This window comes from Micromonospora sp. bgisy143 (assembly GCF_057708145.1).
Genome location: NZ_JBYIRN010000018.1, coordinates 18,995 through 40,863, shown reverse-complemented (window position 1 = coordinate 40,863; position 21,869 = coordinate 18,995). Strand labels below are relative to the sequence as shown.

General features: G+C 74.2%; 24 protein-coding genes. 14 read left to right on the top strand and 10 right to left on the bottom strand.

Annotated features, from left to right (window positions below; genetic code table 11):
- The first annotated feature begins 114 nt into the window (after positions 1-114).
- Complete coding sequence (locus AC3EN4_RS20755) at positions 115-978, top strand: mechanosensitive ion channel family protein (RefSeq protein ID WP_435207405.1); 864 nt, start codon at positions 115-117, stop codon at positions 976-978.
- A gap of 62 nt (positions 979-1,040) precedes the next feature.
- On the opposite strand, the gene AC3EN4_RS20750 is transcribed toward AC3EN4_RS20755, so the two are convergent.
- Entirely contained in the window at positions 1,041-1,394 is a 354-nt protein-coding gene (locus AC3EN4_RS20750) for a DUF6401 family natural product biosynthesis protein (RefSeq protein ID WP_435207404.1), read from the bottom strand.
- Positions 1,395-1,555: 161 nt separating this feature from the next.
- Here AC3EN4_RS20750 and AC3EN4_RS20745 point away from each other — a divergent pair, with 161 nt between their 5' ends.
- Together AC3EN4_RS20745 and AC3EN4_RS20740 are read left to right on the top strand one after the other, a co-directional pair.
- Positions 1,556-1,996 carry a hypothetical protein gene (locus tag AC3EN4_RS20745; protein ID WP_435207403.1) on the top strand — a complete coding sequence of 147 codons (441 nt, stop codon included), beginning with the start codon at positions 1,556-1,558 and terminating at the stop codon, positions 1,994-1,996.
- Between the two features lie 67 nt (positions 1,997-2,063).
- Positions 2,064-2,843, top strand: a complete 780-nt coding sequence (locus AC3EN4_RS20740) for a hypothetical protein (RefSeq protein WP_435207402.1) — start codon at positions 2,064-2,066, stop codon at positions 2,841-2,843.
- A 53-nt stretch (positions 2,844-2,896) separates the two neighbouring features.
- Here AC3EN4_RS20740 and AC3EN4_RS20735 read toward each other — a convergent pair whose 3' ends face one another.
- Positions 2,897-3,106, bottom strand: coding sequence for a hypothetical protein (locus tag AC3EN4_RS20735; RefSeq protein ID WP_435207401.1), 210 nt, complete (start codon positions 3,104-3,106; stop codon positions 2,897-2,899).
- Between the two features lie 157 nt (positions 3,107-3,263).
- Between AC3EN4_RS20735 and AC3EN4_RS20730 the strand changes: the two genes are divergently transcribed.
- Positions 3,264-4,535, top strand: coding sequence for an MFS transporter (locus tag AC3EN4_RS20730; protein WP_435207400.1), 1,272 nt, complete (start codon positions 3,264-3,266; stop codon positions 4,533-4,535).
- On the opposite strand, the gene AC3EN4_RS20725 is transcribed toward AC3EN4_RS20730, so the two are convergent.
- From AC3EN4_RS20725 to AC3EN4_RS20710, 4 genes are all read right to left on the bottom strand, one after another.
- Positions 4,490-4,741, bottom strand: a complete 252-nt coding sequence (locus AC3EN4_RS20725) for a hypothetical protein (protein WP_422739470.1) — start codon at positions 4,739-4,741, stop codon at positions 4,490-4,492. The two genes, AC3EN4_RS20730 and AC3EN4_RS20725, sit on opposite strands and share 46 nt — an antisense overlap.
- A gap of 100 nt (positions 4,742-4,841) precedes the next feature.
- The gene (locus AC3EN4_RS20720; RefSeq protein WP_422739471.1) at positions 4,842-5,303 is read right to left on the bottom strand and encodes an SRPBCC family protein; all 462 of its coding nucleotides are present in this window, start codon (positions 5,301-5,303) and stop codon (positions 4,842-4,844) included.
- A gap of 46 nt (positions 5,304-5,349) precedes the next feature.
- Positions 5,350-5,766, bottom strand: a complete 417-nt coding sequence (locus AC3EN4_RS20715) for a DUF2795 domain-containing protein (protein ID WP_435207399.1) — start codon at positions 5,764-5,766, stop codon at positions 5,350-5,352.
- A gap of 82 nt (positions 5,767-5,848) precedes the next feature.
- Entirely contained in the window at positions 5,849-6,826 is a 978-nt protein-coding gene (locus tag AC3EN4_RS20710; RefSeq protein WP_435207398.1) for a YihY/virulence factor BrkB family protein, read from the bottom strand.
- Positions 6,827-7,003: 177 nt separating this feature from the next.
- On the opposite strand from AC3EN4_RS20710, the gene AC3EN4_RS20705 reads away from it, so the two are divergent.
- Positions 7,004-7,405 (top strand): ChaB family protein, encoded by a 402-nt coding sequence (locus tag AC3EN4_RS20705; RefSeq protein ID WP_421475737.1) that lies wholly within the window; start codon positions 7,004-7,006, stop codon positions 7,403-7,405.
- A 72-nt stretch (positions 7,406-7,477) separates the two neighbouring features.
- Here the strand turns inward: AC3EN4_RS20705 and AC3EN4_RS20700 are convergent, their stop codons facing one another.
- Positions 7,478-8,911: an aldehyde dehydrogenase family protein gene (locus tag AC3EN4_RS20700; RefSeq protein ID WP_435207397.1), complete on the bottom strand. Its 1,434-nt coding sequence runs from the start codon at positions 8,909-8,911 to the stop codon at positions 7,478-7,480.
- Positions 8,912-8,983: 72 nt separating this feature from the next.
- Between AC3EN4_RS20700 and AC3EN4_RS20695 the strand changes: the two genes are divergently transcribed.
- Positions 8,984-10,594, top strand: a complete 1,611-nt coding sequence (locus tag AC3EN4_RS20695) for a phytoene desaturase family protein (protein WP_435207396.1) — start codon at positions 8,984-8,986, stop codon at positions 10,592-10,594.
- A 51-nt stretch (positions 10,595-10,645) separates the two neighbouring features.
- Here AC3EN4_RS20695 and AC3EN4_RS20690 read toward each other — a convergent pair whose 3' ends face one another.
- The 3 genes from AC3EN4_RS20690 to AC3EN4_RS20680 form a co-directional block, all read right to left on the bottom strand.
- Positions 10,646-11,413, bottom strand: a complete 768-nt coding sequence (locus tag AC3EN4_RS20690; RefSeq protein WP_422739475.1) for a polyprenol monophosphomannose synthase — start codon at positions 11,411-11,413, stop codon at positions 10,646-10,648.
- Positions 11,414-11,521: 108 nt separating this feature from the next.
- Positions 11,522-12,523, bottom strand: coding sequence for an SDR family oxidoreductase (locus AC3EN4_RS20685; protein ID WP_435207395.1), 1,002 nt, complete (start codon positions 12,521-12,523; stop codon positions 11,522-11,524).
- Positions 12,520-12,966, bottom strand: a complete 447-nt coding sequence (locus tag AC3EN4_RS20680) for an SRPBCC family protein (protein WP_435207394.1) — start codon at positions 12,964-12,966, stop codon at positions 12,520-12,522. The genes AC3EN4_RS20685 and AC3EN4_RS20680 overlap by 4 nt, the downstream gene beginning before the upstream one ends.
- A 156-nt stretch (positions 12,967-13,122) precedes the next feature.
- Between AC3EN4_RS20680 and AC3EN4_RS20675 the strand changes: the two genes are divergently transcribed.
- Genes AC3EN4_RS20675 through AC3EN4_RS20640 form a run of 8 tightly spaced genes read left to right on the top strand, consistent with a single transcriptional unit; the run spans position 13,123 to position 21,783 of the window.
- Positions 13,123-14,796: an HAD-IIIA family hydrolase gene (locus tag AC3EN4_RS20675; protein ID WP_435207393.1), complete on the top strand. Its 1,674-nt coding sequence runs from the start codon at positions 13,123-13,125 to the stop codon at positions 14,794-14,796.
- Complete coding sequence (locus tag AC3EN4_RS20670) at positions 14,793-15,767, top strand: glycosyltransferase (protein WP_435207392.1); 975 nt, start codon at positions 14,793-14,795, stop codon at positions 15,765-15,767. Before AC3EN4_RS20675 ends, AC3EN4_RS20670 begins: the two co-directional genes overlap by 4 nt.
- Positions 15,752-16,969, top strand: coding sequence for a glycosyltransferase (locus tag AC3EN4_RS20665; protein ID WP_422739479.1), 1,218 nt, complete (start codon positions 15,752-15,754; stop codon positions 16,967-16,969). Before AC3EN4_RS20670 ends, AC3EN4_RS20665 begins: the two co-directional genes overlap by 16 nt.
- Positions 16,966-17,649 (top strand): D-sedoheptulose-7-phosphate isomerase, encoded by a 684-nt coding sequence (locus AC3EN4_RS20660; RefSeq protein WP_435207483.1) that lies wholly within the window; start codon positions 16,966-16,968, stop codon positions 17,647-17,649. The genes AC3EN4_RS20665 and AC3EN4_RS20660 overlap by 4 nt, the downstream gene beginning before the upstream one ends.
- Positions 17,650-17,665: 16 nt before the next feature.
- Positions 17,666-19,168 carry a PfkB family carbohydrate kinase gene (locus tag AC3EN4_RS20655; RefSeq protein ID WP_435207391.1) on the top strand — a complete coding sequence of 501 codons (1,503 nt, stop codon included), beginning with the start codon at positions 17,666-17,668 and terminating at the stop codon, positions 19,166-19,168.
- The gene (locus tag AC3EN4_RS20650; RefSeq protein WP_435207390.1) at positions 19,165-19,866 is read left to right on the top strand and encodes an SDR family oxidoreductase; all 702 of its coding nucleotides are present in this window, start codon (positions 19,165-19,167) and stop codon (positions 19,864-19,866) included. Before AC3EN4_RS20655 ends, AC3EN4_RS20650 begins: the two co-directional genes overlap by 4 nt.
- Entirely contained in the window at positions 19,863-20,816 is a 954-nt protein-coding gene (locus AC3EN4_RS20645; protein ID WP_435207389.1) for a glycosyltransferase family 9 protein, read from the top strand. Before AC3EN4_RS20650 ends, AC3EN4_RS20645 begins: the two co-directional genes overlap by 4 nt.
- On the top strand, positions 20,800-21,783 hold the full coding sequence (locus AC3EN4_RS20640) for a DNA topoisomerase IB (protein WP_435207388.1): 984 nt from the start codon (positions 20,800-20,802) through the stop codon (positions 21,781-21,783). Before AC3EN4_RS20645 ends, AC3EN4_RS20640 begins: the two co-directional genes overlap by 17 nt.
- The last annotated feature ends 86 nt before the right edge of the window (positions 21,784-21,869 follow it).

Below are 21,869 nucleotides of genomic sequence, written 5' to 3'. Positions count from 1 at the left end.
CAGGTCAGGGCCACTGTTTGTCGACTTGTCGGAAAAATGGCAGTGAGCCGCCCGGACTGCCGTACCGGTGGCCGGGTATGCGCCCGGCGCAGTCCACGCGACAGGAGGGACATCATGCTGAAAACCCTCGCGGTGCGGCAGGCCGACATCGGCGACGCCATCGCCGACACCTGGAGGTCGGTGCTGCTCTTCATCCCGAAGGCAGTGGCCTTCATCGTCATCCTCGTGGTCGGCTGGCTCATCGCCAGAGCGGTCCTCAAGATCGTGGATGCGGTGCTGGAACGGGTGCGCTTCGACGAAGCGGTCGAACGCGGAGGCATCAAAAAGGCGCTCGAAAGAACGAAGTACGACGCCAGCGACATCCTGGCCAGGTTGGCGTACTACGCCGTTCTGCTGTTCACCCTGCAGTTCGCCTTCGGCGTCTGGGGTCCCAACGCGATCAGTGACCTGATCCGCGGCGTGGTGGCCTGGCTGCCGCGCGCGTTCATCGCGATCGTCATCGTGGTGATCGCGGCCGCCATCGCCAACGCCGTCCGGGATCTGGTCACCGGGGCGCTGGGCGGACTCTCGTACGGCAAGGTCCTGGCCGACCTGACGGCGATCTTCATCATCGCGCTGGGCGTGATCGCCGCGCTCAACCAGGTGGGCATCGCCACCACGGTCACCACTCCGGTGCTGATCGCGGTCCTTGCCACGGTCGCCGGCATCCTGATCGTCGGCGTCGGCGGTGGCCTGGTCAAGCCGATGCAGAACCGCTGGGACGGCTGGCTGGACCGGGCCGCCCGGGAAGCCCAGGCGGTGCAGGAGCACCGGCGGGCCACGGCGGCGGGACGCGGCGACATGGAGCGGCAGATGGCCGACCGTGGCGGCGACCGGACCCAGGCCATGCCCCGGGTCGACGAGCAGTCGACGATGTCCGGGGGGCGTGGCACGTACCAGTCCGGTGCGGCCGACCAGACCCAGCAGTACCGCCCGTAACGGGGTACGACCGTGCCCGGGGGAGGGCGTCCACGCACTGCGCGTGGGCGCCCTCCGTGTGCTCAGGAACGGTCGAGCGAACGGGCCAGCGCGCAGACGGCGACCAGGCGGGCCAGCGGCCACTCCGGCGCGCTCCAGTCCACCGGCCCGCGCGGCGGCGTCCAGCCGTGCTCCAGGGCGGCGGCGCGTACCCCCTCGGCGTAGCCGGCGAGCGTCGCGGCGGTCAACGGCCGTCGGTCCCCGTCCAGGCTGTCCCGTACGGCGGCGGCGTGCTGATCGACCAGCGCCAGGAGCCCGGGACGCGCGGCGGCGGCGGCGAGGCCGGCGGTCCCCACGGCGACGGTGAGGGCGGCCAGGCTGGACCGCGCCGAGTCGACGGCGGTCGGGGCGGCGGCCCGGTTGAACGACACACGCATGGTGACCGAGGCTAACCGACCGGTGATCGACCGACCTCGGCCGCTCGGCGCTTGTGGGTTGTGCCACCGGACGAGTCCCTGCTGGCCGCGAGGGTTGATCCGGCACAGACGGGGCACCAGGTACCCGACGGCGCACGATGGCACAGAGCACGGGAGCACCGATGGGGCAGCGGGCGGACGGGCCGGACGAGCAGCACCGGCGGCCGGCCGGGGTGAGCGACGAGACGGTCGCCGCCCTGGGCAAGCTCAGCGAGGCGGTGGAGTGCGTGGAACGGGCCCGCGGGCACCTTTACTCGCTGCACCAGCTCATCGGGCACGCCGACCTGATGCTCGACGACGCGATCGAGCAGTTCCGCGCTGCCGGGCACCACCGGATCGCCGAGCGGATCGACACCGAGCTGCGGGGCCGCAACGTGATCGCCGGCCGGTGGACGTTCCAGATCGTCGAGGACTTCGACGACGGCTATTACGCGCTGTTCCGGGAGCTGGACCAACAGGCCCGCGACGAGTTGGTGGGCGGGCGGCGGCACCTCTACGAGGCGGAGATGAAGGAGCGCCGCCGTACCCGGGGCCAGCCGGGGCACGAGGCCCGCCCGGACTGACAGGGGAACGGCCGACGTGAATGATGGGGCCCGTTGGGCCGGGTCCGATCATGCACAAGGAGCGTTCGTGGCGAAGAACGACAGGAAGCCCCCGTTCACGATGAAGGCGATGCTCCGACTGGAGCGTGGAACCACGAGCACCGCCGAGACGCTGCGCCGGTACGCCCCGCTCGCCGACGAGCTCGGCGCCGACGGGATGGACGTCGACATCGAGCGCGCGGACCTGCTGTTGTCGGGCTGGCGCGTCGCCGTGAACGAGGAACGCGCCATGCACGACCTGGCCTCCGGGCTGTTGCGCCGCTTCGGCTGGCGGGAGCGGGACTTCGTCTACTCGTCGAATGTCCGTTACGCCGAGACCCTGGTACCCCCGGCCGGCCCGCCGGCCACCCGCCTGGTGATCGACCGGGCCAGCCAGGAGTTGGGTTGGGAGGGCGCGACCCACGGCACCGACCTCACCCCCGACCGCACGCTGGACATCGAGCCGGCCGAAACCGACGTGGTGGCGAGGCTTTTCGTCGCCGTCCCGGCAGCCACCTTCGCCGGCACGGTGGAGGCGTTGGAGCCGTGGCTGGCCCGCGTCGAGCCGCCGGCGGTCGGTGTCGACCCGGGCCGAGCTGCCCTGTTGTATCTCGCCGGCAATGACCTGCGGGCCGAGGCGGAGAGGCTCGGCCTGGGGCCGGTGGAGATCGGCCGCATCGAGGCGGACGCCGACCACGTCATCGAGACCGCGACAACCGCCGACGGCACGACCCTCTGGCTGCGTCGCGGTACCGACCCGCTCTCGCCGTACTGGCCCGGCATCCTCGAGATCCGGGAGATGGTCATCGACCCGTCCTATCCGGACTAGCCCGGAGGTGCCACCGGCACACCCGGGCCGGATCGACGGTGCGGTCGGCCGCCCTACTCGCCGGTGGCGTTGGCGGGCCGGCGACGGGCGGCGTCGTCGGCGATGATCACGGTGGCCACCATCAGCGCGACGCAGACGCTGAACAGCCACGAGTCGTCGGAGACGAGCTTGGCTGACACGGGCGCCTGGAGCGCGGCGAGCAGAAAGCCGAGCCAGGCGAGGCGGCGCTGACGCGTGGAGAGGATTCCGGAGCCTTGATGCATCCCGAAATTCTTACGCGAACGAACTCGTTTGCCGTCCCCCGATCGGCCGATTCTGACTGAGCTGTCCGCTTTCTCGACCGTCCGGACACCACTTCTTGTCGCGCCGGGCGGACTGCCGCTGCCAGCGGTAGGGTGCGCTGCGGCAGGATGCTGTCCCATGTCCACCTCGCCCCCACCACCCCGCGCCGCGCTGCTCCTGCTGGCCTACCTCGCGTTCGTCAGCCTCGGCCTGCCGGACGGACTGCTCGGCGTGGGCTGGCCGTCGATCCGGGCGGACTTCGGCGTACCGACCGAGGCCGTCGGGTTGCTGCTCACCGCGGGCACCGTCGGCTACCTCACCTCCAGCGTGCTGGCCGGGTTCACGCTGGCCCGCATCGGCGTGGGCGCGCTGCTCGCCGGTAGCACCCTGCTCGCCAGCCTGGCACTGACCGGATACGCCCTGAGCCCCGGGCTGGCTGTGATCGTGGGCTGCGCGCTGCTGCTCGGGCTGGGTTCCGGCGCGGTCGACTCCGGGCTCAACGCCTACGCCGCCGGCGCGTTCGGCCCGCGCCACATGAACTGGCTGCACGCCTTCTTCGGCCTGGGCGTGGCGATCGGCCCACTGATCATGACGGCGGCGCTGAGCGCCGGGCTGGCGTGGCGGTGGGGGTACGGCATCGTGGCCGCCGCCCAACTCGCCCTCGCCACCGCGTTCGCGCTGACCGTACGCGCCTGGCGACGCCGCGACTCCGCCCCGGAGGCGGACGCGGAAACACCGGACCGCCCGTCGCCGGTCCGGGTGCCGATCCTGGCCACGCTGCGGCTGCCGGTCGTCTGGTCGGGGACGCTGGCCTTCGTGCTGTACGTCGCCATCGAGGTGTCCGCCGGGCTGTGGGCGTTCCTGCTGCTCAGCGAGGGTCGCGGGCTGAGCGCCGCGGTGGCGGGCGGCTGCGTCTCGGCGTACTGGGGGAGCCTGTTCGTCGGCCGGGTGGTGCAGGGGGTGGTGGCCGAACGGCTCGGGTCCCGGTTGGTGCTGCGGGTGAGCCTGGCCGGCATGGCCGTCGGCGCGGCGCTGATCGCGGTCCCCGGGTCGGCGGTGCTGGCCGTACTCGGCCTGGTCGTGGTCGGTTTCGCCGCCGCGCCGGTGTTCCCGCTGCTCACCCTCACCACCGCCGAGCGGGTCGGCGCGGCGCACGCGGACCGGGCCATCGGACTGCAGATCGGCGCCGCCGGTCTGGGCGCGACGCTCGTCCCGGCCGGGCTCGGCGTGCTGATCAGCAACGTCTCGGTGGAGGTGCTCGGCCCGGCGCTGGTGGTGCTCGCGCTGGCGCTGATCGTGCTCTACGAGCTGGGCGCCCGCCGGCCGTCCGGGGACGCCGGCCGGACCGGGCGGCCCGGCGCGGATCAGCCGTTGTCCGGTCCGGTACGACCGGTCGTGGACGGGCGGTAGGCGCGCTCGGGGTCCGTCGGCTCCCGCCCCGGCACCTCGCCGCCGCGGTCGGCCGCCGCCGGCCCGTGCCCGAAGGCGGCCTCCTCACCGGCGTCGTTGCCGGTCACGTCGTCGGCCTGCCCGTCGATGCTGGAACCCGCCACGGCGCGCTCCAACTCCTCCAACGGCAGCCGCTCCTCGTCACGCCACACCCTGTCGTCCGTCATGACATCAGCGGTACCCGGGCGCGATGATCGCAAACAGACCCGGCAGACGACGATGGCCGCCGGGTCACCGGCGGCCATCGTCGAATCGGGTACGCCCCGCTCACGGCTGCGGGCGGTCCACCGAGCCTCGCCACGCGCCGGTCTCCTGACCGCGCCGCTCGATGAACGTCTTGAACCGCTCCAGGTCGCCCTTGGCCCGCCGGTCCACGATGCCGAGCTTGTCGCCGGCCTGCTCGACCACGCCGTGCGGCTCGAACTCGAGCTGGAGGGTGACCCTGGTCTTGCTCTCGTCCAGCCGGTGGAAGGTCACCACGCCGGCCTGCTGGGTGCCCTCGGTCGATCGCCACGCGACCCGCTCGTCGGGAAGCTGCTCGGTGATCTCCGCGTCGAACTCGCGCTTCACGCCGGCGATGTCCACCGTCCAGTGGGTCATCGTGTCGGAGACCTGCCGGACCTCCTGCACGCCCTCCATGAACTGGGGGAACTCCTCGAACTGCGTCCACTGGTCGTACGCGGTGCGCACGGGTACGGAAACGTCGACGTGTTCGGTAACGCCACTCATCGGAAAATTCCTCCTTCGCCGCTGCTGGTCGGATCGGGGGTGATCGCTACCAGCGGGTTGTCTCGTTCTTGTGGCCGAGCGCGGCCCACACCTCGGAGACGGTCTGGTACTCAGTGCCCTCGGGCAGCCGTTCCAGCGCCGCCACGATGTCGTCGGGCGCCTCGTTCTCCCGGGCGCTGGCGATGAGCACCAGCCGGTCGCCGGGCAGCGCGCTCATCGAGATGAACCGGCCGAGCCGGCTGCGCTGCTCCACGTCGGTGGAACTCATCCCCTGCGGGGTGCCGGTGCGCAGATCGCCCGCCGGGGCCGTGGTGGTCTCCGGCTGGTCCTCGCCGGCCGGCTCGGGCACCCGGGCCTCGTCGACCCGTGAGCCGCCGGTGCCCGGCCCCTGGACCAGGCCGCTGACCTCCTGGCTCATCTGCTCGTCGATCCTCGGTCCGTGCTTGCTGTTGCCACGCTCCATGTCTTCTGCGCTACCCGGCACCCCGCCCGGTAAACCGGCACCCGGTCACGAACCGGCCCCCGGGTCGGACATCCAGGCCCATTCAGTCCTCGGCCGCCCGACGCGGCGGTAGCACCGGATCGTCCGGATCCTTCTCGCCCGCCTGCAACTGCCGGCCACGCTGCACCTCGGCGTTGATCTGCACGCCGAGCATCAGGGCGCTGTTGGACAGGTAGAGCCAGACCAGGAACGCGATGGCCGCGCCCAGGCTGCCGTAGGTCGTCTTGTAGGTGGCGAAGTTCGCGACGTAGAAGCCGAAGCCGGAGGAGACCACCGCCCAGGAGAGCAGGGCCACGAAGCCGCCGGGGGTGAGCCAGCGGAACCGGGGTTGGCGCACGTTCGGGGCGATCCAGAACAGCAGGGACAGCAGCACCATCATCACCAGGGCGAGTACCGGCCACTTCGCGACGCTCCACACCGTACGCGCCAGGCCACCGGCGTTGATCAGGTCACCGACCGCGTCGGTGACGGGGCCGCTGACGATCAGCGCGAGGGCGACCACCGCGAGCAGCACCAGCGTCACCGCGGCCAGGCCGATCTGCAACGGCCGCAGCTTCCAGACCGGTCGGCCCTCGGTCACCCCGTAGATGGCGTTCGAGGCGCGGGTGAACGCGCCGATGAACCCCGACGCGGACCAGAGCGCGCCGAGCAGACCGAAACTCAGCAGCACCTTCGCGTTGCTCTGCTCGACGACCACCGCGCGGATCACCCCGACCACGCCGCCGTCGTCGTCGGTCACCACCGAAGCGGCGCCCACCTGCCGGGCCAGCTCGACGACCGTGTCGAGGGTCTGCTCGCCCGACGAGACCAGGCCCACCAGGGCCACCACCACGATGGCGGACGGAAAGAGCGCCAGCACCCCGTAGTAGGTGAGTGCGGCGGCCCAGTCCGAGCAGTTGTCGTTCACGAAGTTCTGCACGCTGCGCACCAGCACCCCGCGCCACGTACGCCAGCTCAACTGGCGAATCCGGCGGGGGAACCGCGTGCCGGCGAGCGTCGTACCGGGATCCGTGGTCGTCATGCCCGCTCCCTGTGCCCCGGCCACCGGATGACCGGTCGTCCGGTCTGGCCTGGCCCGGCCGGTACCCAGGGCGGGAAATCGACAAACCCGCTCGGCGGCCCGCCGACGCCGCTAGGGTTTACCGCCGCGCTCGCCGGGAACGGACACAGTGACTCTGTCGATGCGGAGGAGGACGAGATGCCCGGGCGCGAGGACATGCCCAGCACGCTGCGACGCTCCCCGGACAAGGCGCAGCGCACCTGGGAGAAGACGCACGACTCGGCGGTGGAGACCTACGGCGAGGGCGAGCGGTCGCACCGTACCGCCTTCGCGGCGGTGAAGCACCAGTTCGAGAAGGTGGGCGACCACTGGGAGCCGAAGGGGCGCAAGGGCCCGAGCGACCGCCAGGCCGCCGGCGGCGGCCCCGAGCGGCGCGCCCCCACCGCAGGTGGGGTGGACGCCAATGCCAGCAAGGACCACCTCATGTCGGTGGCCCGCAAGCTGGACGTACCGGGTCGGTCGAGCATGACCAAGTCGGAGCTGGTCACGGCCATCGAGAAGGCCAACGACCGGGCGACCCGCAAGGCTCGCGGCGACTGACCCACGCACGGCGTGGTACGGGGCGGACGCGCCACCCCTGCGGCCGCCCCGTACCGCTCACCACCGACCTGCTCACCAGTGGCCGCCACCGGGCGCCTCGATGTGCACGGCCTTGGTGGCCGTGAACTCGTCCAGCAGCTCGGGGCCGTAGCCGAAGCCCTGCCCGCTGGCCCGGCGGGGATGCGCGGCCCCGCCCGGCGCACCACCGAACACCGAGTTGACCTTCACGGTGCCCACCGGCAGCTCCCGCCAGGCCCGCTGCGCGTGGCTCATCGACGCGGTCAGCACTGTGGCCGCCAACCCGTACGGGGAGTCGGCCGCGCAGGTCAGCGCCTCGTCGAAGGAGTCGACCACCACCACCGGGGCGACCGGACCGAACGTCTCCTCGCGCACCAGCGCCATGTCGTGCCGGCAGTCCGCGACCACCGTGGCCGGGTAGTACGCGCCCGGCGTGTCCGGCAGTTCCCCACCGGTGCGTACCCGCGCGCCGGCCGCCACCGCCGCCGTCACCTGCCCGTGCACGTGGTCCCGGTGCCGCCGGTCGACGAGCGGGCCCAACTCGGTGCCCGGATCGCGGCCCGACCCGACCCGCAACGCGTCGGCCCGGCGTACCAGCGCCGCCACGAAGTCGTCGGCGAGGTCGCGGTGCACGTAGATCCGCTCCACCGCGACGCAGATCTGCCCGGCGTTGGCGAACGCGCCGAGCGCGGCCTGCTGCGCCGCCCACTCGGGGTCGACACCCGCGTCGACGACGAGCGGGTCGCTGCCGCCGTTCTCCAGCAGCACCTTCGCACCGGTGCCGGCCGCGGCGGCGGCGATCTTCCGCCCGGTCGCGGTGGAACCGACGTGGGCGATCACATCCACGTCCTGTGCGGCCAACGCCGCCCCGACCTCCGGGCCGCCGGTGAGCAGGGACAACACGCCCGCCGGCAGCGCCTCGTCCAGGGCCCGGGCCAGCAGCCAGCCCGTTCCGGGCGTCCGCTCGCTCGGCTTGTAGAGCACCACGTTCCCGGTGACCAGGGCCGCGCCGAGCAGCCCGCACGAGACCGCCACCGGATCGTTCCACGGGGTGATCGCGGCGACCACACCGCGCGGCTGCGGAGTCATGAAGTCCACCGCGTCGGTCGCGCCCTGCAAGGTCCGTCCGCCGCGCAGCGGCGCGAGTTCCGCGTACTGTCGCAGGGTGCCAATGCCCGCCTCGACGCCGCCCCGGGCGTCCGCGAGTGGTTTGCCCATCTCGGCGGTGACCGCGGCCGCCAGCTCGTCGGTCATCGCGGCGACCGCGTCCGCGGCCCGGTGCAGGGCCGCCGCCCGCTCGGCCGGCGCGGTCGCGGCCCACTCGCCGGCCGTCTCGCGTGCCGCCTGGGCCGCCTTCCCGACCTCGTCCGCCGTGGCGATCGGCGCCCAGGTGACCCGTTCGCCGTCCGCCGGGTCACACACCACCAGCTCGCCGCCCGACCCGCCCGCGCCCCACACCCCGCCCACCAGCTGCGCAACCGTGTACATGCGGCGCTGGATGCCCGGGTCCCGGCGAGACAAACGCGTTTCGCCCGGTTGCACGCCGGGTAGGCGGATCGGATGACTACCACCGGCGCGCAGAGCGCGGACGCCGTCGTCGTCGGCGCCGGGCACAACGGCCTGGTCGCGGCGAACCTGCTGGCCGACGCCGGGTGGGACGTGGTGGTGCTGGAGGCGACCGCCGTGCCCGGCGGCGCGGTCCAGTCGGCCGAGGTGACCGCGCCGGGCTACCTGAGCGACCTCTACAGCTCGTTCTACCCCCTCGGGTACGCCTCACCGGTGCTCGACGGACTCGACCTGGGCCGCCACGGACTGTCCTGGCGGCACGCGCCGGACGTGCTGGCGCACCTGCTGCCCGACGGCCGGGCCGCGGTGATCAACCGGGATCCGGACGTCACGGCCGCCTCGTTGGAACAGTTCGCCCCGGGCGACGGCAAGCGCTGGCTGAACGCGTACACCGACTGGCTCGACGTGGCCGAGCCGATGCTGACCACCATCACCACGCCGTTCCCGCCGGTTCGCGGCGGACTGGGCCTGCTGCGCCGGCTGCGGATCGCCGGAGCGCTGCGGCTGGCCCGCCGGCTCGTGGTGCCGGTCCGCAAGCTCGGCGACGAGCTGTTCGACGGCGAGGGAGGCCCGGCGCTGCTCGCCGGGTGCGCCCTGCACACCGATTTGTCCCCCGAGGAGGCCGGCTCCGGCGTGTACGGCTGGCTGCTGGCCATGCTCGGCCAGCAGGTCGGCTGGCCGGTGCCCGACGGCGGCGCGCGCCGGATCACCAACGCGCTGGTGGACCGGCTCGCCGAACGCGGCGGCCGCATCCTGTACGGCGCGCGCGTCGACCGGGTGCTCACCGCGCGGGGCCGGGCGGTGGGCGTCCGCACCGAGGGCGGCACGCTGTGGCGGGCCCGACGCGCGGTCCTCGCCGACGTGCCGGCGCCCGCGCTCTACCTCGACCTCGTCGGTGCGGCGGTCCTGCCGCCACGGCTGGTCGAGGACCTGGCGCACTTCCGGTGGGACGGCTCGACGCTGAAGGTGGACTGGGCGCTCTCCGCCGGTGTCCCGTGGACCAACCGGACGATCGCCGGTGCCGGCACGGTGCACCTCGGCGCAGACCTCGACGGGCTGACCCGGTACGCCGGCGAGCTGGCCCGGGGTGAGCTGCCCCGCGACCCGTTCCTGCTGGTCGGGCAGATGTCGGTGGCCGATCCCAGCCACTCGCCGCCGGGCACCGAGTCGCTCTGGTCGTACACCCACCTGCCGTTCCGGCGGAACTGGCGGGCCGAGGACATCGCCGGGCACGTAGAGCGCATGGAGGACGTGCTGGAAGCGGCGGCCCCGGGCTTCCGGCAGCTCATCGTGGGCCGGCACGTGGCCGGACCGGCCGACCTGGAGAAGGGCGACCCGAGCCTGGTCGGCGGCGCGCTGGGCGGCGGCACCGCCGCCGCGTACCAACAGTTGTTCCTGCGCCCGATCCCCGGCCTGGGCCGCGCGGACACCCCGGTGGATCGGCTCTTCCTGGCCAGTTCGTCGGCGCACCCGGGCGGTGGGGTGCACGGCGCCCCGGGGGCGAACGCGGCCCGCGCTGCCCTGGCCCGCGACCGCGCCCTCACCGGCCGTGCCTACGCGGCGGCGATCGCCACGGCCCACCGGGCCGTCTACCCGCCTACCTGATCCCCTCGGCCAGGAGGTCCGCGACGCGAACCTCCTGGCCGACGGGGTACGTCAGGAGGTGATGTTGCGGTGCTTGCTGCGCAGCCGGAACGGCATCAGCGCGCTCTCGACCTTGGTCGCGGTGGTCATCTTGGAGACGCCGTCGCGCCGCTCCTCGAAGCGGATCGGGACCTCCAGGATGGTGTGCCCCAGCTTGGTGGCCAGGTAGTGCATCTCCACCTGGAAGCTGTAGCCGTTGGACTGCACCCGGTGCAGGCCGATGTCCTTGAGCGCGTCGGCCCGCCAGATCTTGAAGCCGGCCGTCAGGTCACGGATGCGCACCCGCAGCAGCGTGTGCACGTAGAGGTTCGCCCAGCCGCTGAGCGCCCGGCGGTACAGCGGCCAGTTCTCGTCCAGCTCGCCGCCCGGCACGTAACGCGAACCGATCACCACGCCCGCCTGGGTGGAGAGCAGCGCGCCCAGCATGCCCGGCAGCGCCTCCGGCGGGTGCGACAGGTCGGCGTCCATCTGCGCCACGAACTCGGCCCCGCCCTCGAGCGCCCGGGTCATCCCGTCGACGTACGCCCGACCCAGGCCCTCCTTGCCGGCCCGGTGCATCACCTCGATCCGCTCCGGGTACTCGATGGCCAGCTTGTCGGCCACCTCGCCGGTGCCGTCGGGGGAGTTGTCGTCGGCGACGAGGATGCGCAGCCCCGGCAGCGGCAGCGCGAGCAGCCGCTCGACCAGCGCCGGCAGGTTGCCCGCCTCGTTGTAGGTGGGCACGACGACGGTCAGGGGTACGTCTCGCCACGGCGACGGCAGCTGGACGGGCTCGATCATGTCGGACATCCTCGGTTTGCGGACACGGCTACCCCAGAGGGTAGCCAGTTGCCCGACCCGGATTGAAAAGGCTCCCCGTGGGCCGACCGGCGGCAGGTGGCGACGTGCTCAGCGCAGGCGGCGGGCCATCGCGGTGAGAGCCACCGCGACACCGGCCAGCGCGAGGCCGGACAGCGCCGGTTTGTGCGTCCCCACCCACAGCGCCGCCGAGCGTTGCCGCGCCTGGTCGCCGAAGATGCCCGCCGCGCCCCGGTCCCGGTCCGCGTCGCCGGGATGGTCCAGATTGTCCCGCCAGGTAGCCGGGTCGATCTCGTCGCCGGTCTGCTGGCTGTCGTACCCGTCGCGGGCCAGCTTGCGGTCCAGCAGGCCGGGGATCAGGATGTCGCCGAGCCGCGCCTGCCAGGTCGGACCGCCCACGTTCAGCTCCCGGGTGCCCCGGTCGGCGGCCCAGACGATGGCCCGCGCCGCCACCTCCGGCGCGAAGATCGGTGGCACCGGCTGCGGATGTCGGGGCAGCCGGGTACGCACCCAGGAGAACTGCGGCGTGTTCACGGCGGGGAGCTGCACCATCGACAGCTTCACGCCCGGGCAGTCGTGCAGCAGCTCGGCCCGGAGCGAGTCGTTGAACCCCTGCACGGCGTGCTTGCTCGCGCAGTACGCCGACTGCAACGGGATCCCCCGGTAGGCCAGCGCGGAGCCCACCTGCACGATCGTGCCCCGGCCGTGCGCCCGCATGTGCCGCAGCGCGGCGAGGGTGCCGTGCACCGTGCCCAGGTACGTCACCTCGGTGACCCGGCGGAACTCGGCGGCCGGGATTTCCCAGGCCGGCGCGAACACCGAGACCATGGCGTTGTTGATCCAGACGTCGATGCCGTCGAAGTGGTGCACGACGTCGTCGGCGGCCTGCTGCACCGCACCCGCGTCGGCCACGTCGACCTGGTACACCCGCACGTCGGCGGCGCCCAGCGACCGGCACTCGCGCTCGGCGGCGGCCAACCCCGCCGCGCCCCGGGCCAGCAGCGCCAGCCGGGCGCCCCGGGCCGCGTACGCGCAGGCCACCGCCCGGCCCACCCCGGCGCTCGCGCCGGTCACCACCACCGTCTGCGTCACTGCGGGCCCTTCTGTCGGGTGGCGATGTCGGAGAGTCGGGCCAGCGTCTCCCGGTTGCGCAGGTGCAGCACGAGGTCGTTGGCCTTGTTCCGGACCCAGCGCAGCGGACCGGCCGCGAACTCCTCACCGATCCGGACGCGGGTGGCGCCCCCGTCGACCGGTTCCAGGGTGAACGCCACGATCGCCTCCCCGGCCGGCCACAGCCCGGCGCGCAGCACCAGCCGGTGCGGCGGTTCGCAGACCAGCACCGTCGAGGCGTCCTGCAACGAGAACGGCCACGGGCCGGCCCGGTGGTGCAGCTGGCTGCCCACCCTTGGCCACGCCTCGTCCACGTCGCGCACGTGCGCCGTACCGACCACCCAGTCGCTGTACGTCCACCCGTCGGCCAGCACGTCGAACACCTGCTGCGGGGGAGCGTCGATCACTTTCTCCACTATCGCCACTGGACTCCCATACCCGCGCCGCGACGTGGGCTAACGGACCGGCGGGTTAGCTTCTCCGGGGCGCCGGGTAAGGCGGAGCGGGGCACCGCCGGCGGCGTTGGCCCACGGCGCCGACGACGAACGTTTACTCCTTCGGGCGCCGGGAACCCGCCGGCTGTGCGACAGGACCAGGAGGATCCGTATCAGCGCAGGTCAGCCCGGGTGTACGCCGGTGCTGGCCGGGCTGGTCGCGGGCCTGCCGGACCCCACCGGGGCGTCCTGTACGACGCGGTCCTGCTGGACCGTGACGGCACCCTGATCGAGGACGTGCCCTACAACGGCGACCCGGAGAAGGTACGCCCGCTGCCGGGTGTCCGCGCCGCGCTGGACCGGCTCCGGGCCGCCGGCCTGCGCCTCGCGGTGGTGACCAACCAGTCCGGCCTGGCCCGGGGTTTCTTCGACGAGGAGCAGATGCGGGCGGTGCACGCCCGCGTCGAGGAGCTGCTGGGCGACTTCGACGCCTGGCTGGTCTGCCCGCACGACGACGCCGACGGCTGTGACTGCCGTAAGCCGGCGCCCGGCCTGGTGCACGCCGCGGCCCGCGAGTTGGGCACCAGCGCGGCGCGCTGCGTGCTGGTGGGCGACATCGGCCGGGACGTGGGCGCGGCGCTGGCCGCCGGCGCGGCCGGGGTGCTGGTGCCCACGCCGGTGACCCGTCCCGAGGAGGTCGCCGCCGCCGGCTGGGTGGCGGCCGACCTGCCGTCGGCGGTGGACGAGATCCTGCGCCGCCAGCGGGCCGTGCAGCCCGCGCGGGACGCCGAGCGGGTCGGTACGACGCTTGTGGTGCGGTCGGACTCGGCCGGGGACGTGCTCGTCACCGGGCCGGCGATCCGCGCGGTCGCGGCCGGCGCGCGACGGGTGGTGCTGCTCTGCGGACCTCGTGGACGGGCCGCCGCCGAGCTGCTGCCCGGCGTCGACGAGATCATCGAGCACCCGCTGCCGTGGATCGATCCCGCGCCCACGCCCGTCGACCCGGACGACATGCGCCGGTTGACGGCCCGCCTCGCCGCCGTCGGCGCGGACGAGGCGGTGGTGTTCACCTCGTTCCACCAGTCCGCCCTGCCACTGGCGTTGCTGCTGCGGATGGCCGGCATCACCCGGATCGCCGCGATCAGCGACGACTACCCGGGCGCGTTGGTGGACATCCGCCACCGGGTGCCGGTGGGCGTCCCCGAGCCCGAGCGGGCGCTCTCCCTCGCCGCCGCGGCCGGGTACCGGTTGCCGGCCGGCGACGAACCCGTGCTCCGGCTCCGTGCCGACGCCCCGGTGACCCGCCCGGCGCTCGTCGGTGACCCCGGCTACGTGGTGCTGCACCCCGGCTCGGCCGCGTCCAGCCGGGCCTGCCCGACCGAACTGGCCGCCCGCATCGCCGGGGCGCTCACCGCGGCCGGGCACCGCGTGCTGGTCACCGGCGGACCCGACGAGCGGACGGTCACCGCGCGGGTCGCGGCGGCGGGCGGCACCGACCTGGGCGGTACGACCGACCTGGCCGGGCTGGCCGCGCTCGTCGCCGACGCCGCCGCCGTGGTGGTCGGCAACACCGGGCCCGCGCACCTGGCCGCCGCGGCCGGCGTACCGGTGGTCAGCCTCTTCGCGCCGACCGTCCCCTTCGGCCAGTGGGGCCCCTACCGGGTGCCCACCGTCCGGCTCGGCGACGCCGGCGCCCCCTGCCGCGACACCCGGGCCGCGAGCTGCCCGGTCCCCGGGCACCCGTGCCTGAGCGGCGTTGACCCGGCCGAGGTGGTCGAGGCGGTGCGGACGCTGACCGCCAGTGGTGGTGGCGTCCGATGAACATCCTGCTCTGGCACGTGCACGGCTCCTGGACGACGTCCTTCGTGCACGGCAGCCACCGCTACCTGATCCCCACCACGCCGGACCGGGGCCCGTACGGCCTGGGCCGGGCGCGTACCTACCGGTGGCCGGACAGCGCGGTCGAGGTGGCCCCGGACGACCTGCCCGACGCCGACGTCGACGTGGTCGTCCTGCAACGCCCCGAGGAGATCGACCTGGCCGAGCAGTGGCTGGGCCGGCGTCCGGGGCGCGACGTGCCCGCCGTCTACGTGGAGCACAACACCCCCAAGGGCGACGTCCCGAACACCCGACATCCGATGGCCGACCGCGACGACCTGCTCGTCGCCCACGTCACCGGGTTCAATCAAATCTTCTGGGACACCGGCGCGACCCGCACCAGCGTCGTCGACCACGGCATCGTCGCGCCGGCCGTGTCGTACACGGGTGAACTGGACCGGCTCGCCGTGGTGATCAACGAGCCGGTGCGGCGGGGCCGGGTCACCGGCACCGACCTGCTGCCCCGGTTCGCCGAGATCGCGCCCCTGGATGTGTTCGGCATGGGCGTCGCCGGCCTCGCCGACCACCTCGGGCTGCCCGCCGACCGGCTCACCAGCCACGACGACGTCCCCCAGGACCGGATGCACGCCGAGCTGGCCCGCCGGCGGGCGTACCTGCATCTGTGCCGCTGGACCAGCCTCGGGCTCAGCCTCATCGAGGCGATGGCGATCGGCATGCCGGTCGTCGCGCTGGCCACCACCGAGGCGGTCACCGCCGTGCCCCCGGAGGCGGGGGCCCTCGCCACCCGGATGGACGTCCTGCTCGACGCCGCCCGCCGGTTCATCGCCGAGCCGGCGGCCGCACGCCAGGCGGGCGTGGCGGCCCAGGCCGCCGCGCGCGACAGGTACGGCCTCGACCGTTTCCTCGCTGACTGGGACCGGCTGCTGGAGGAGGAAGTATGCGGATCGCGATGATCTCGGAGCACGCCAGCCCGCTCGCCATCCTCGGAGGGGAGGACGCCGGCGGCCAGAACACGCACGTGGCCGAGCTGTCCGCCGCGCTCGTCGCCGCCGGGCACGACGTGCGGGTCTACACCCGCCGCGATGCCCTTGACCTGCCGGTGACCGTCCGCGCCCCGGACGGGTACGACGTGGTGCACGTGCCGGCCGGTCCGGCCGAGCCGGTCGCGAAGGACGCGCTGCTGCCGCACATGCGCGAGTTCAGCCGGTGGCTCGTCGAGCGGTGGCGGGGCGGGGACTGGACGCCCGAGGTGATCCACGCGCACTTCTGGATGAGCGGCCTGGCCGCGCTGACCGCCGGCCGGCAGACCGGCGTGCCGGTGGTGCAGACGTACCACGCGTTGGGCACCGTCAAGCGCCGCCACCAGGGCGTACAGGACACCAGCCCGGCCCGGCGCATCGCCTACGAGCGGGAGTTGGGCCGTTCGGTGGACCGGGTGGTCGCGCAGTGCCGCGACGAGGTCGGCGAGCTGGTCCGGATGGGGGTGCCCCGGTCGCGGATGACGGTCGTGCCCTCCGGCGTCAACCTCGCCTCGTTCGCCCCGCTCGGACCGGCCGCCGACCGGGAGCCGGGCCGCGCCCGCATCCTCACCGTGGGCCGGCTGGTCGAGCGCAAGGGCTTCCAGACGGTCGTGCGCGCGATGGCGCTGGTGCCGGACGCCGAGTGCGTCGTGGTCGGCGGTCCGCCCGAAGGGCTGCTGGAGACCGATCCGTACGCCCGGCGGCTGCGGGCCCTCGCCGAGTCGTGCGGGGTCGCCGACCGGGTCCACCTGGTCGGCGCGGTGCCCCGCGAGGAGATGGGCCGCTGGTACCGCTCCGCGGACCTGCTGGTCGCCGCACCCTGGTACGAGCCGTTCGGGCTGACCCCGCTGGAGGCGATGGCGTGCGGCGTGCCGGTCGTCGGCACCGCCGTGGGCGGCATCCGGGACACCGTCGTCGACGGCACGACAGGTGACCTCGTCCCGGCCCGTGACCCGAACGCCCTGGCCGCCGCGATCCGGGGACTGCTCGACGACCGGATCCGCCGCTTCCGGTACGCCACCGCCGCCCGCGAACGGGCCAGGTCGCGCTACTCCTGGGAGGTCACCGCCGAACGCCTCGCCGAGGTCTACAACGAGGTCGCCGCCGTACGCCGGCCGACCCGGGTGGTGGCCTGATGCCGGCGGTCAGCCCGCTCGATACGCACCTGACCAACCTCGCCGCGGCACTGGAGCCGTACCGCCGGTGTGAACCGCAGTTGGCGCGCTGGGGCGCGCACCTGGCCCACCGGCTGGCCGGCGGCGGACGACTGCTCGTCGCCGGCAACGGCGGCAGCGCCGCCGAGGCCCAGCACCTCACCGCCGAGCTGGTGGGCAAGCTGCACGACGACCGCCGGCCGCTGTCGGCGATCGCCCTGCACGCCGAGACCAGCGCGGTGACCGCCATCGCCAACGACTACGGCTACTCCGACGTCTACGCCCGCCAGGTCCGCGCCCACGGCCGGCCCGGGGACGTGCTGTTGCTGCTCAGCACCAGCGGCGGCAGCGGCAACCTGCTCACCGCCGCGCATGCCGCGCGGGACTCCGGGCTCACCACCTGGGCGCTCACCGGCCACGCCCCCAACCCCCTCGCGGACGCCTGCGACGAGGTGCTCGCCGTGCCGTCGGCCGACAGCCAGGTCGTCCAGGAGCTGCATCTCGTCACCAGCCACCTGATCTGCGAATACCTCGAGCAGGAGCTACCCGCGGCGCTGGCCGCCGCCGAGCCGGTCACGGCCGGTCGACTCGCGTCCGAGCCGGTACGCACCGGCGTCGAGGTGGTGCTCGACGGCCCGACCGCCCAGCAGATCGACGCGTGAGCATGAGGAGGTAAGCGTGAGGGGACCCGTGGTGGTCGTCGGGGACACCCTGCTCGACCGGGACGTGGAGGGGGTGGTGAACCGCCTCTGCCCGGACTCACCGGTGCCGGTGCTCGACGAGACCTCGGCCGTCGACCGGCCCGGCGGCGCCGGCCTCGCGGCGGTCTTCGCGGCCGCGCAGGGCGCCGACGTGGTGCTGGTCACCGCGCTCGCCGACGACGCCGGGGGCGCGCGCCTCAGCGCGCTGCTCGCCGCCGCCGGCGTGCGGGTGTACCCGCTGGCCCTCGCCGGCGCGACGCCGGAGAAGATCCGGCTGCGGGCCCGGGGTCGGGTGCTGCTGCGGCACGACCGGGGAGGCGCCTCCGGTGAGCCGGGTCCACCCTCCGACGAGGTGCTGCGGGTGCTCGCCGCCGCGTCGGCGGTGCTGGTCAGCGACTACGGCCGGGGCGTCGCCCGGCAGCCCGCGCTGCGCGCGGCGCTGGCCGCCACCCGCGCGCCGGTCGTCTGGGACCCGCACCCGCGCGGTCCGGCGGCGGTACCCGGCGTGCATCTGGCCACCCCGAACGAGTCGGAGGTGCGCGAACTGGTCCCGACGCTGCCCGGCGCGTCCCGGATCGCCACCGCCTCCCGGGGTGCGCAGGGGCTGCGTCGACGCTGGCGGGCGGGCGCGGTCGCGGTGACGTTGGGCGGGGACGGCGCGTTGCTCTGCCACGCCGGGTCGACGCCCCTGGTGGTGCCCACCTCGGGCAGCGCCGAGGGCGACACCTGCGGGGCGGGCGACCGGTTCGCCGCCGCCGCCAGCCTCGCGCTGGCCCAGGGCGCGCTCGTCTCCGAGGCGGTGCAGGCAGCCGTCGCCGAGGCCTCCGCGTACGTCGCGGGTGGGGGAGTGGCCACCGCCCTGCCACCCCCGGCCGACGTGGTGAGCCTGCGCGGCGCCCGCCGGCCCGCCGTCAGCGCCGAAAGGGTGGGCGTCGCGGCGGTCGCCGCGCTCCTGTCCGAGGTACGGGACGCCGGTGGCACGGTGGTGGCCACCGGAGGCTGCTTCGACCTGCTGCACGCCGGGCACCTGGCGACCCTGCAGGCCGCCCGGCAGCTCGGCGACTGCCTGATCGTCTGCCTGAACTCCGACGCCAGCGTCGCCGGGCTCAAGGGCCCGCGGCGGCCGGTGCTGCCTGAGGGCGACCGGGCCCGGCTGCTGGCCGCCCTGAGCTGCGTCGACGCCGTCCTCGTCTTCGACGAGCCGACGCCCGAGGCGGTGCTGTCCTGGGTGCGCCCGGACGTCTGGGTCAAGGGCGGCGACTACGCCGGCGGTGTCGACGACGTGCCCACCCTGCCCGAGGCCGACGTGCTGCGCCGGTGGGGCGGCAACACGGTGGTGGTGCCGTACCTGGACGGCCGCTCGACCAGCGACCTCATCGCGCGTGCCGCCGCCGGTCAGGCCGTCGGCGCGGACGACGGGCCGCCGCAGCCGGTCGGCGTCACCGTACCGGTCACCACGACGCGGGAGCGCATCCGATGACCGCCACCCGGCCCGATGCCGGACCCGCCGTCCTGGTCACCGGTGGTTCCAGTGGGCTCGGCGCGGCCGTGGTCGCGGCGGTGGCCGCCGATGGTGGCCGTCCGCTCGTGCTGGACCGGCAGCCACCGGTCGACGGCGTGGACTGGACCGAGTGCGACCTCGCCGACACCCGCGCCGCCGAGGCGGCCACCCGGCACCTCGCCGAGCAGGCCGGCGGCCTGGACGCCGTGGTGACGGCCGCCGGGATGGACGTGCCGGGTCGGCTCGCCGACCTGCCGGGGGAGACGTGGGACCGGATCGTCGCGGTGGACCTGCTGGCCACGGCCGCGGTGATCCGGGCCGCGCTGCCGTTCCTGCAGACCTCCGCCGGGCGCATCGTCACGGTCGCCTCGACCCTGGGCGTCAAAGCGGTCAGCGACGCCACCGCGTACTGCGCGGCGAAGTTCGGCGTCGTCGGGTTCACCCGGGCGCTCGCCGCCGAGCTGGCCGGTCAGGTCGGGGTCACCCTGCTCATCCCCGGCGGCATGCGCACCGCGTTCTTCGACGAACGCGATCCGCAGTACAAGCCGGGTCCGGACGCCATCCTCAACGACCCCGCCGACACGGCCGCGGCGATCATGTTCGCGCTCCGCCAGCCGCCCGGCTGCGCGGTCCGGGAGATGGTGGTCTGCGCCGAGCAGGAGACGTCGTACCCGTGATCCTCGTGCTGCGCGCCCTCGGCGTCGGCGACCTGGTCACTGCGGTGCCCGCGCTGCGGGCGCTGCGGGCCGCGTACCCGGATCACGAGCTGGCCCTCGCCGCGCCCGCCGGTCTGGCCCCGCTCGTCGACCTGGTCGGCGGCGTCGATCGGCTGGTGGACACCGTCGGGCTGGACGGTCCGCTGCGGCCGGGTCGGGCGCCGGCGGTCGCGGTGAACCTGCACGGGCGGGGGCCGCAGTCACACCGCCTGCTGGCCGCCGCCCGTCCCGGGCGGCTCGTCGCCTTCGCCAACGCCGACGCCGGGTTCGCCGACGGTCCGCGCTGGACCGACGAGGAGCACGAGGTGGACCGTTGGTGCCGGCTGCTGTCCTGGTACGACATCCCGGCCGACCGCCGCGACCTGGGCCTGCGCCGGCCCGAGATGGCCGGTCTGCCGGTCGGCGCGACCCTGCTGCATCCGGGCAGCAACGTCCCCGCCAAGCGGTGGCCGGCCGAGCGGTTCGCGGCGCTGGCCCGGGCGCTGCGTGAGCGGGGGCACCGGGTGCTGGTCACCGGATCGGCCGACGAACGCGCGCTGGCCGAGCGGGTGGCCGGGGCGGCCGGTCTGCCGCCGGACGCCGTGCTGGCGGGCCGGACCGACCTCGGCGCCCTGGCCGCGCTGGTCGCCGACGCCCGGCTGGTGGTCAGCGGCGACACCGGGGTGGCGCACCTGGCCACCGCGTACGGGACCGCGTCGGTGGTGCTCTTCGGGCCGGTGCCGCCGGCGGTGTGGGGACCGCCGCCGGACCGGCCTCGACACCGGGCACTCTGGGCCGGTGCGGGAGATTGGCCCAGGTGGGACGGGGTAGGAAGCCACCCGACATTGGCGGCCCTGCGCCTGGACGAGGTGCTGGCCGCGGTGGACGAGGTGGAGAGGGTGGTGCGGGTCTCCGGTGCGGTTACGGCGTAGCGACCCGGGTCGGCCCGGTTACGGGCGACTCCGGCGCGGTAAGGGCTGGAGCTTCGTCGATCCGAGCGGTGCCGTCGTACGCGACCCGGACACCGTGGCGCGACTGCGGGACCTCGTGATCCCGCCGGCCTGGCAGGACGTGTGGATCGCGCCGCACGCGAACGGACACATCCAGGCGACCGGTGTCGACGCGGCCGGGCGCAAGCAGTACCTCTACCACCCGGTGTGGCGGGAGAAGCAGGACGCGGCGAAGTTCGACCACATGCTGGAGGTGGCCCGACGGCTGCCCACGTTGCGCGAGCGGGTGGGGCAGGACCTCGTCGGGCGGGGCCTCGGTCGTGACCGGGTGCTGGCCACCGTGGCCCGCCTGCTCGACATGGGGATGTTCCGGGTCGGCAGCGACCAGTACGCGGCCGGCGACGACCCGACGTTCGGGGTGTCGACGCTACGCCCGGAGCACGCGCGACGCCGGGGCGACTGCGTGGTCTTCGAGTTCCCCGCCAAGGGCGGCATCGAGCAGGTACGCCGGATCGACGACCCGCAGCTGTGCGAGGTGCTGGTCAGTTTGCGCCGGCGTCGCCGTCGCGCGGACCGGCTGTTCGGCTACTGGGACGGCCGGGAGTGGCGGGACGTCCGCAGCGACGAGGTCAACGGCTACCTGCGCGATGCCAGCGGCGGTGAGATGACCGCCAAGGACTTCCGCACCTGGCACGCCACGGTGCGCGCGGCAGCCGAGTTGGCCGCCGCGGACCCGGCCCGCTCGGTCACCGCCCGGCGCAGGGCGGTGGCCGCGGTGATGCGCGCGGTGGCGGAGCTGCTGGGCAACACCCCGACGGTGGCCCGGACGTCCTACGTGGACCCCCGGGTCGTTGACCTCTACCACGACGGCGTGGTGGTACCGGTCGACCCGGGCGCCTCCCGCGAGGAGGTCGAGCGCGTCGTGTTGGAGCTGCTGGAGAAGGCCTGACCGGCCCCGCCGACGATCCTGGGGGGGAAGCGACGGGGCCGGAACCTCGGGCCGGGGGCGGCACCGGGCGGCCGCCCGCCGCGTGT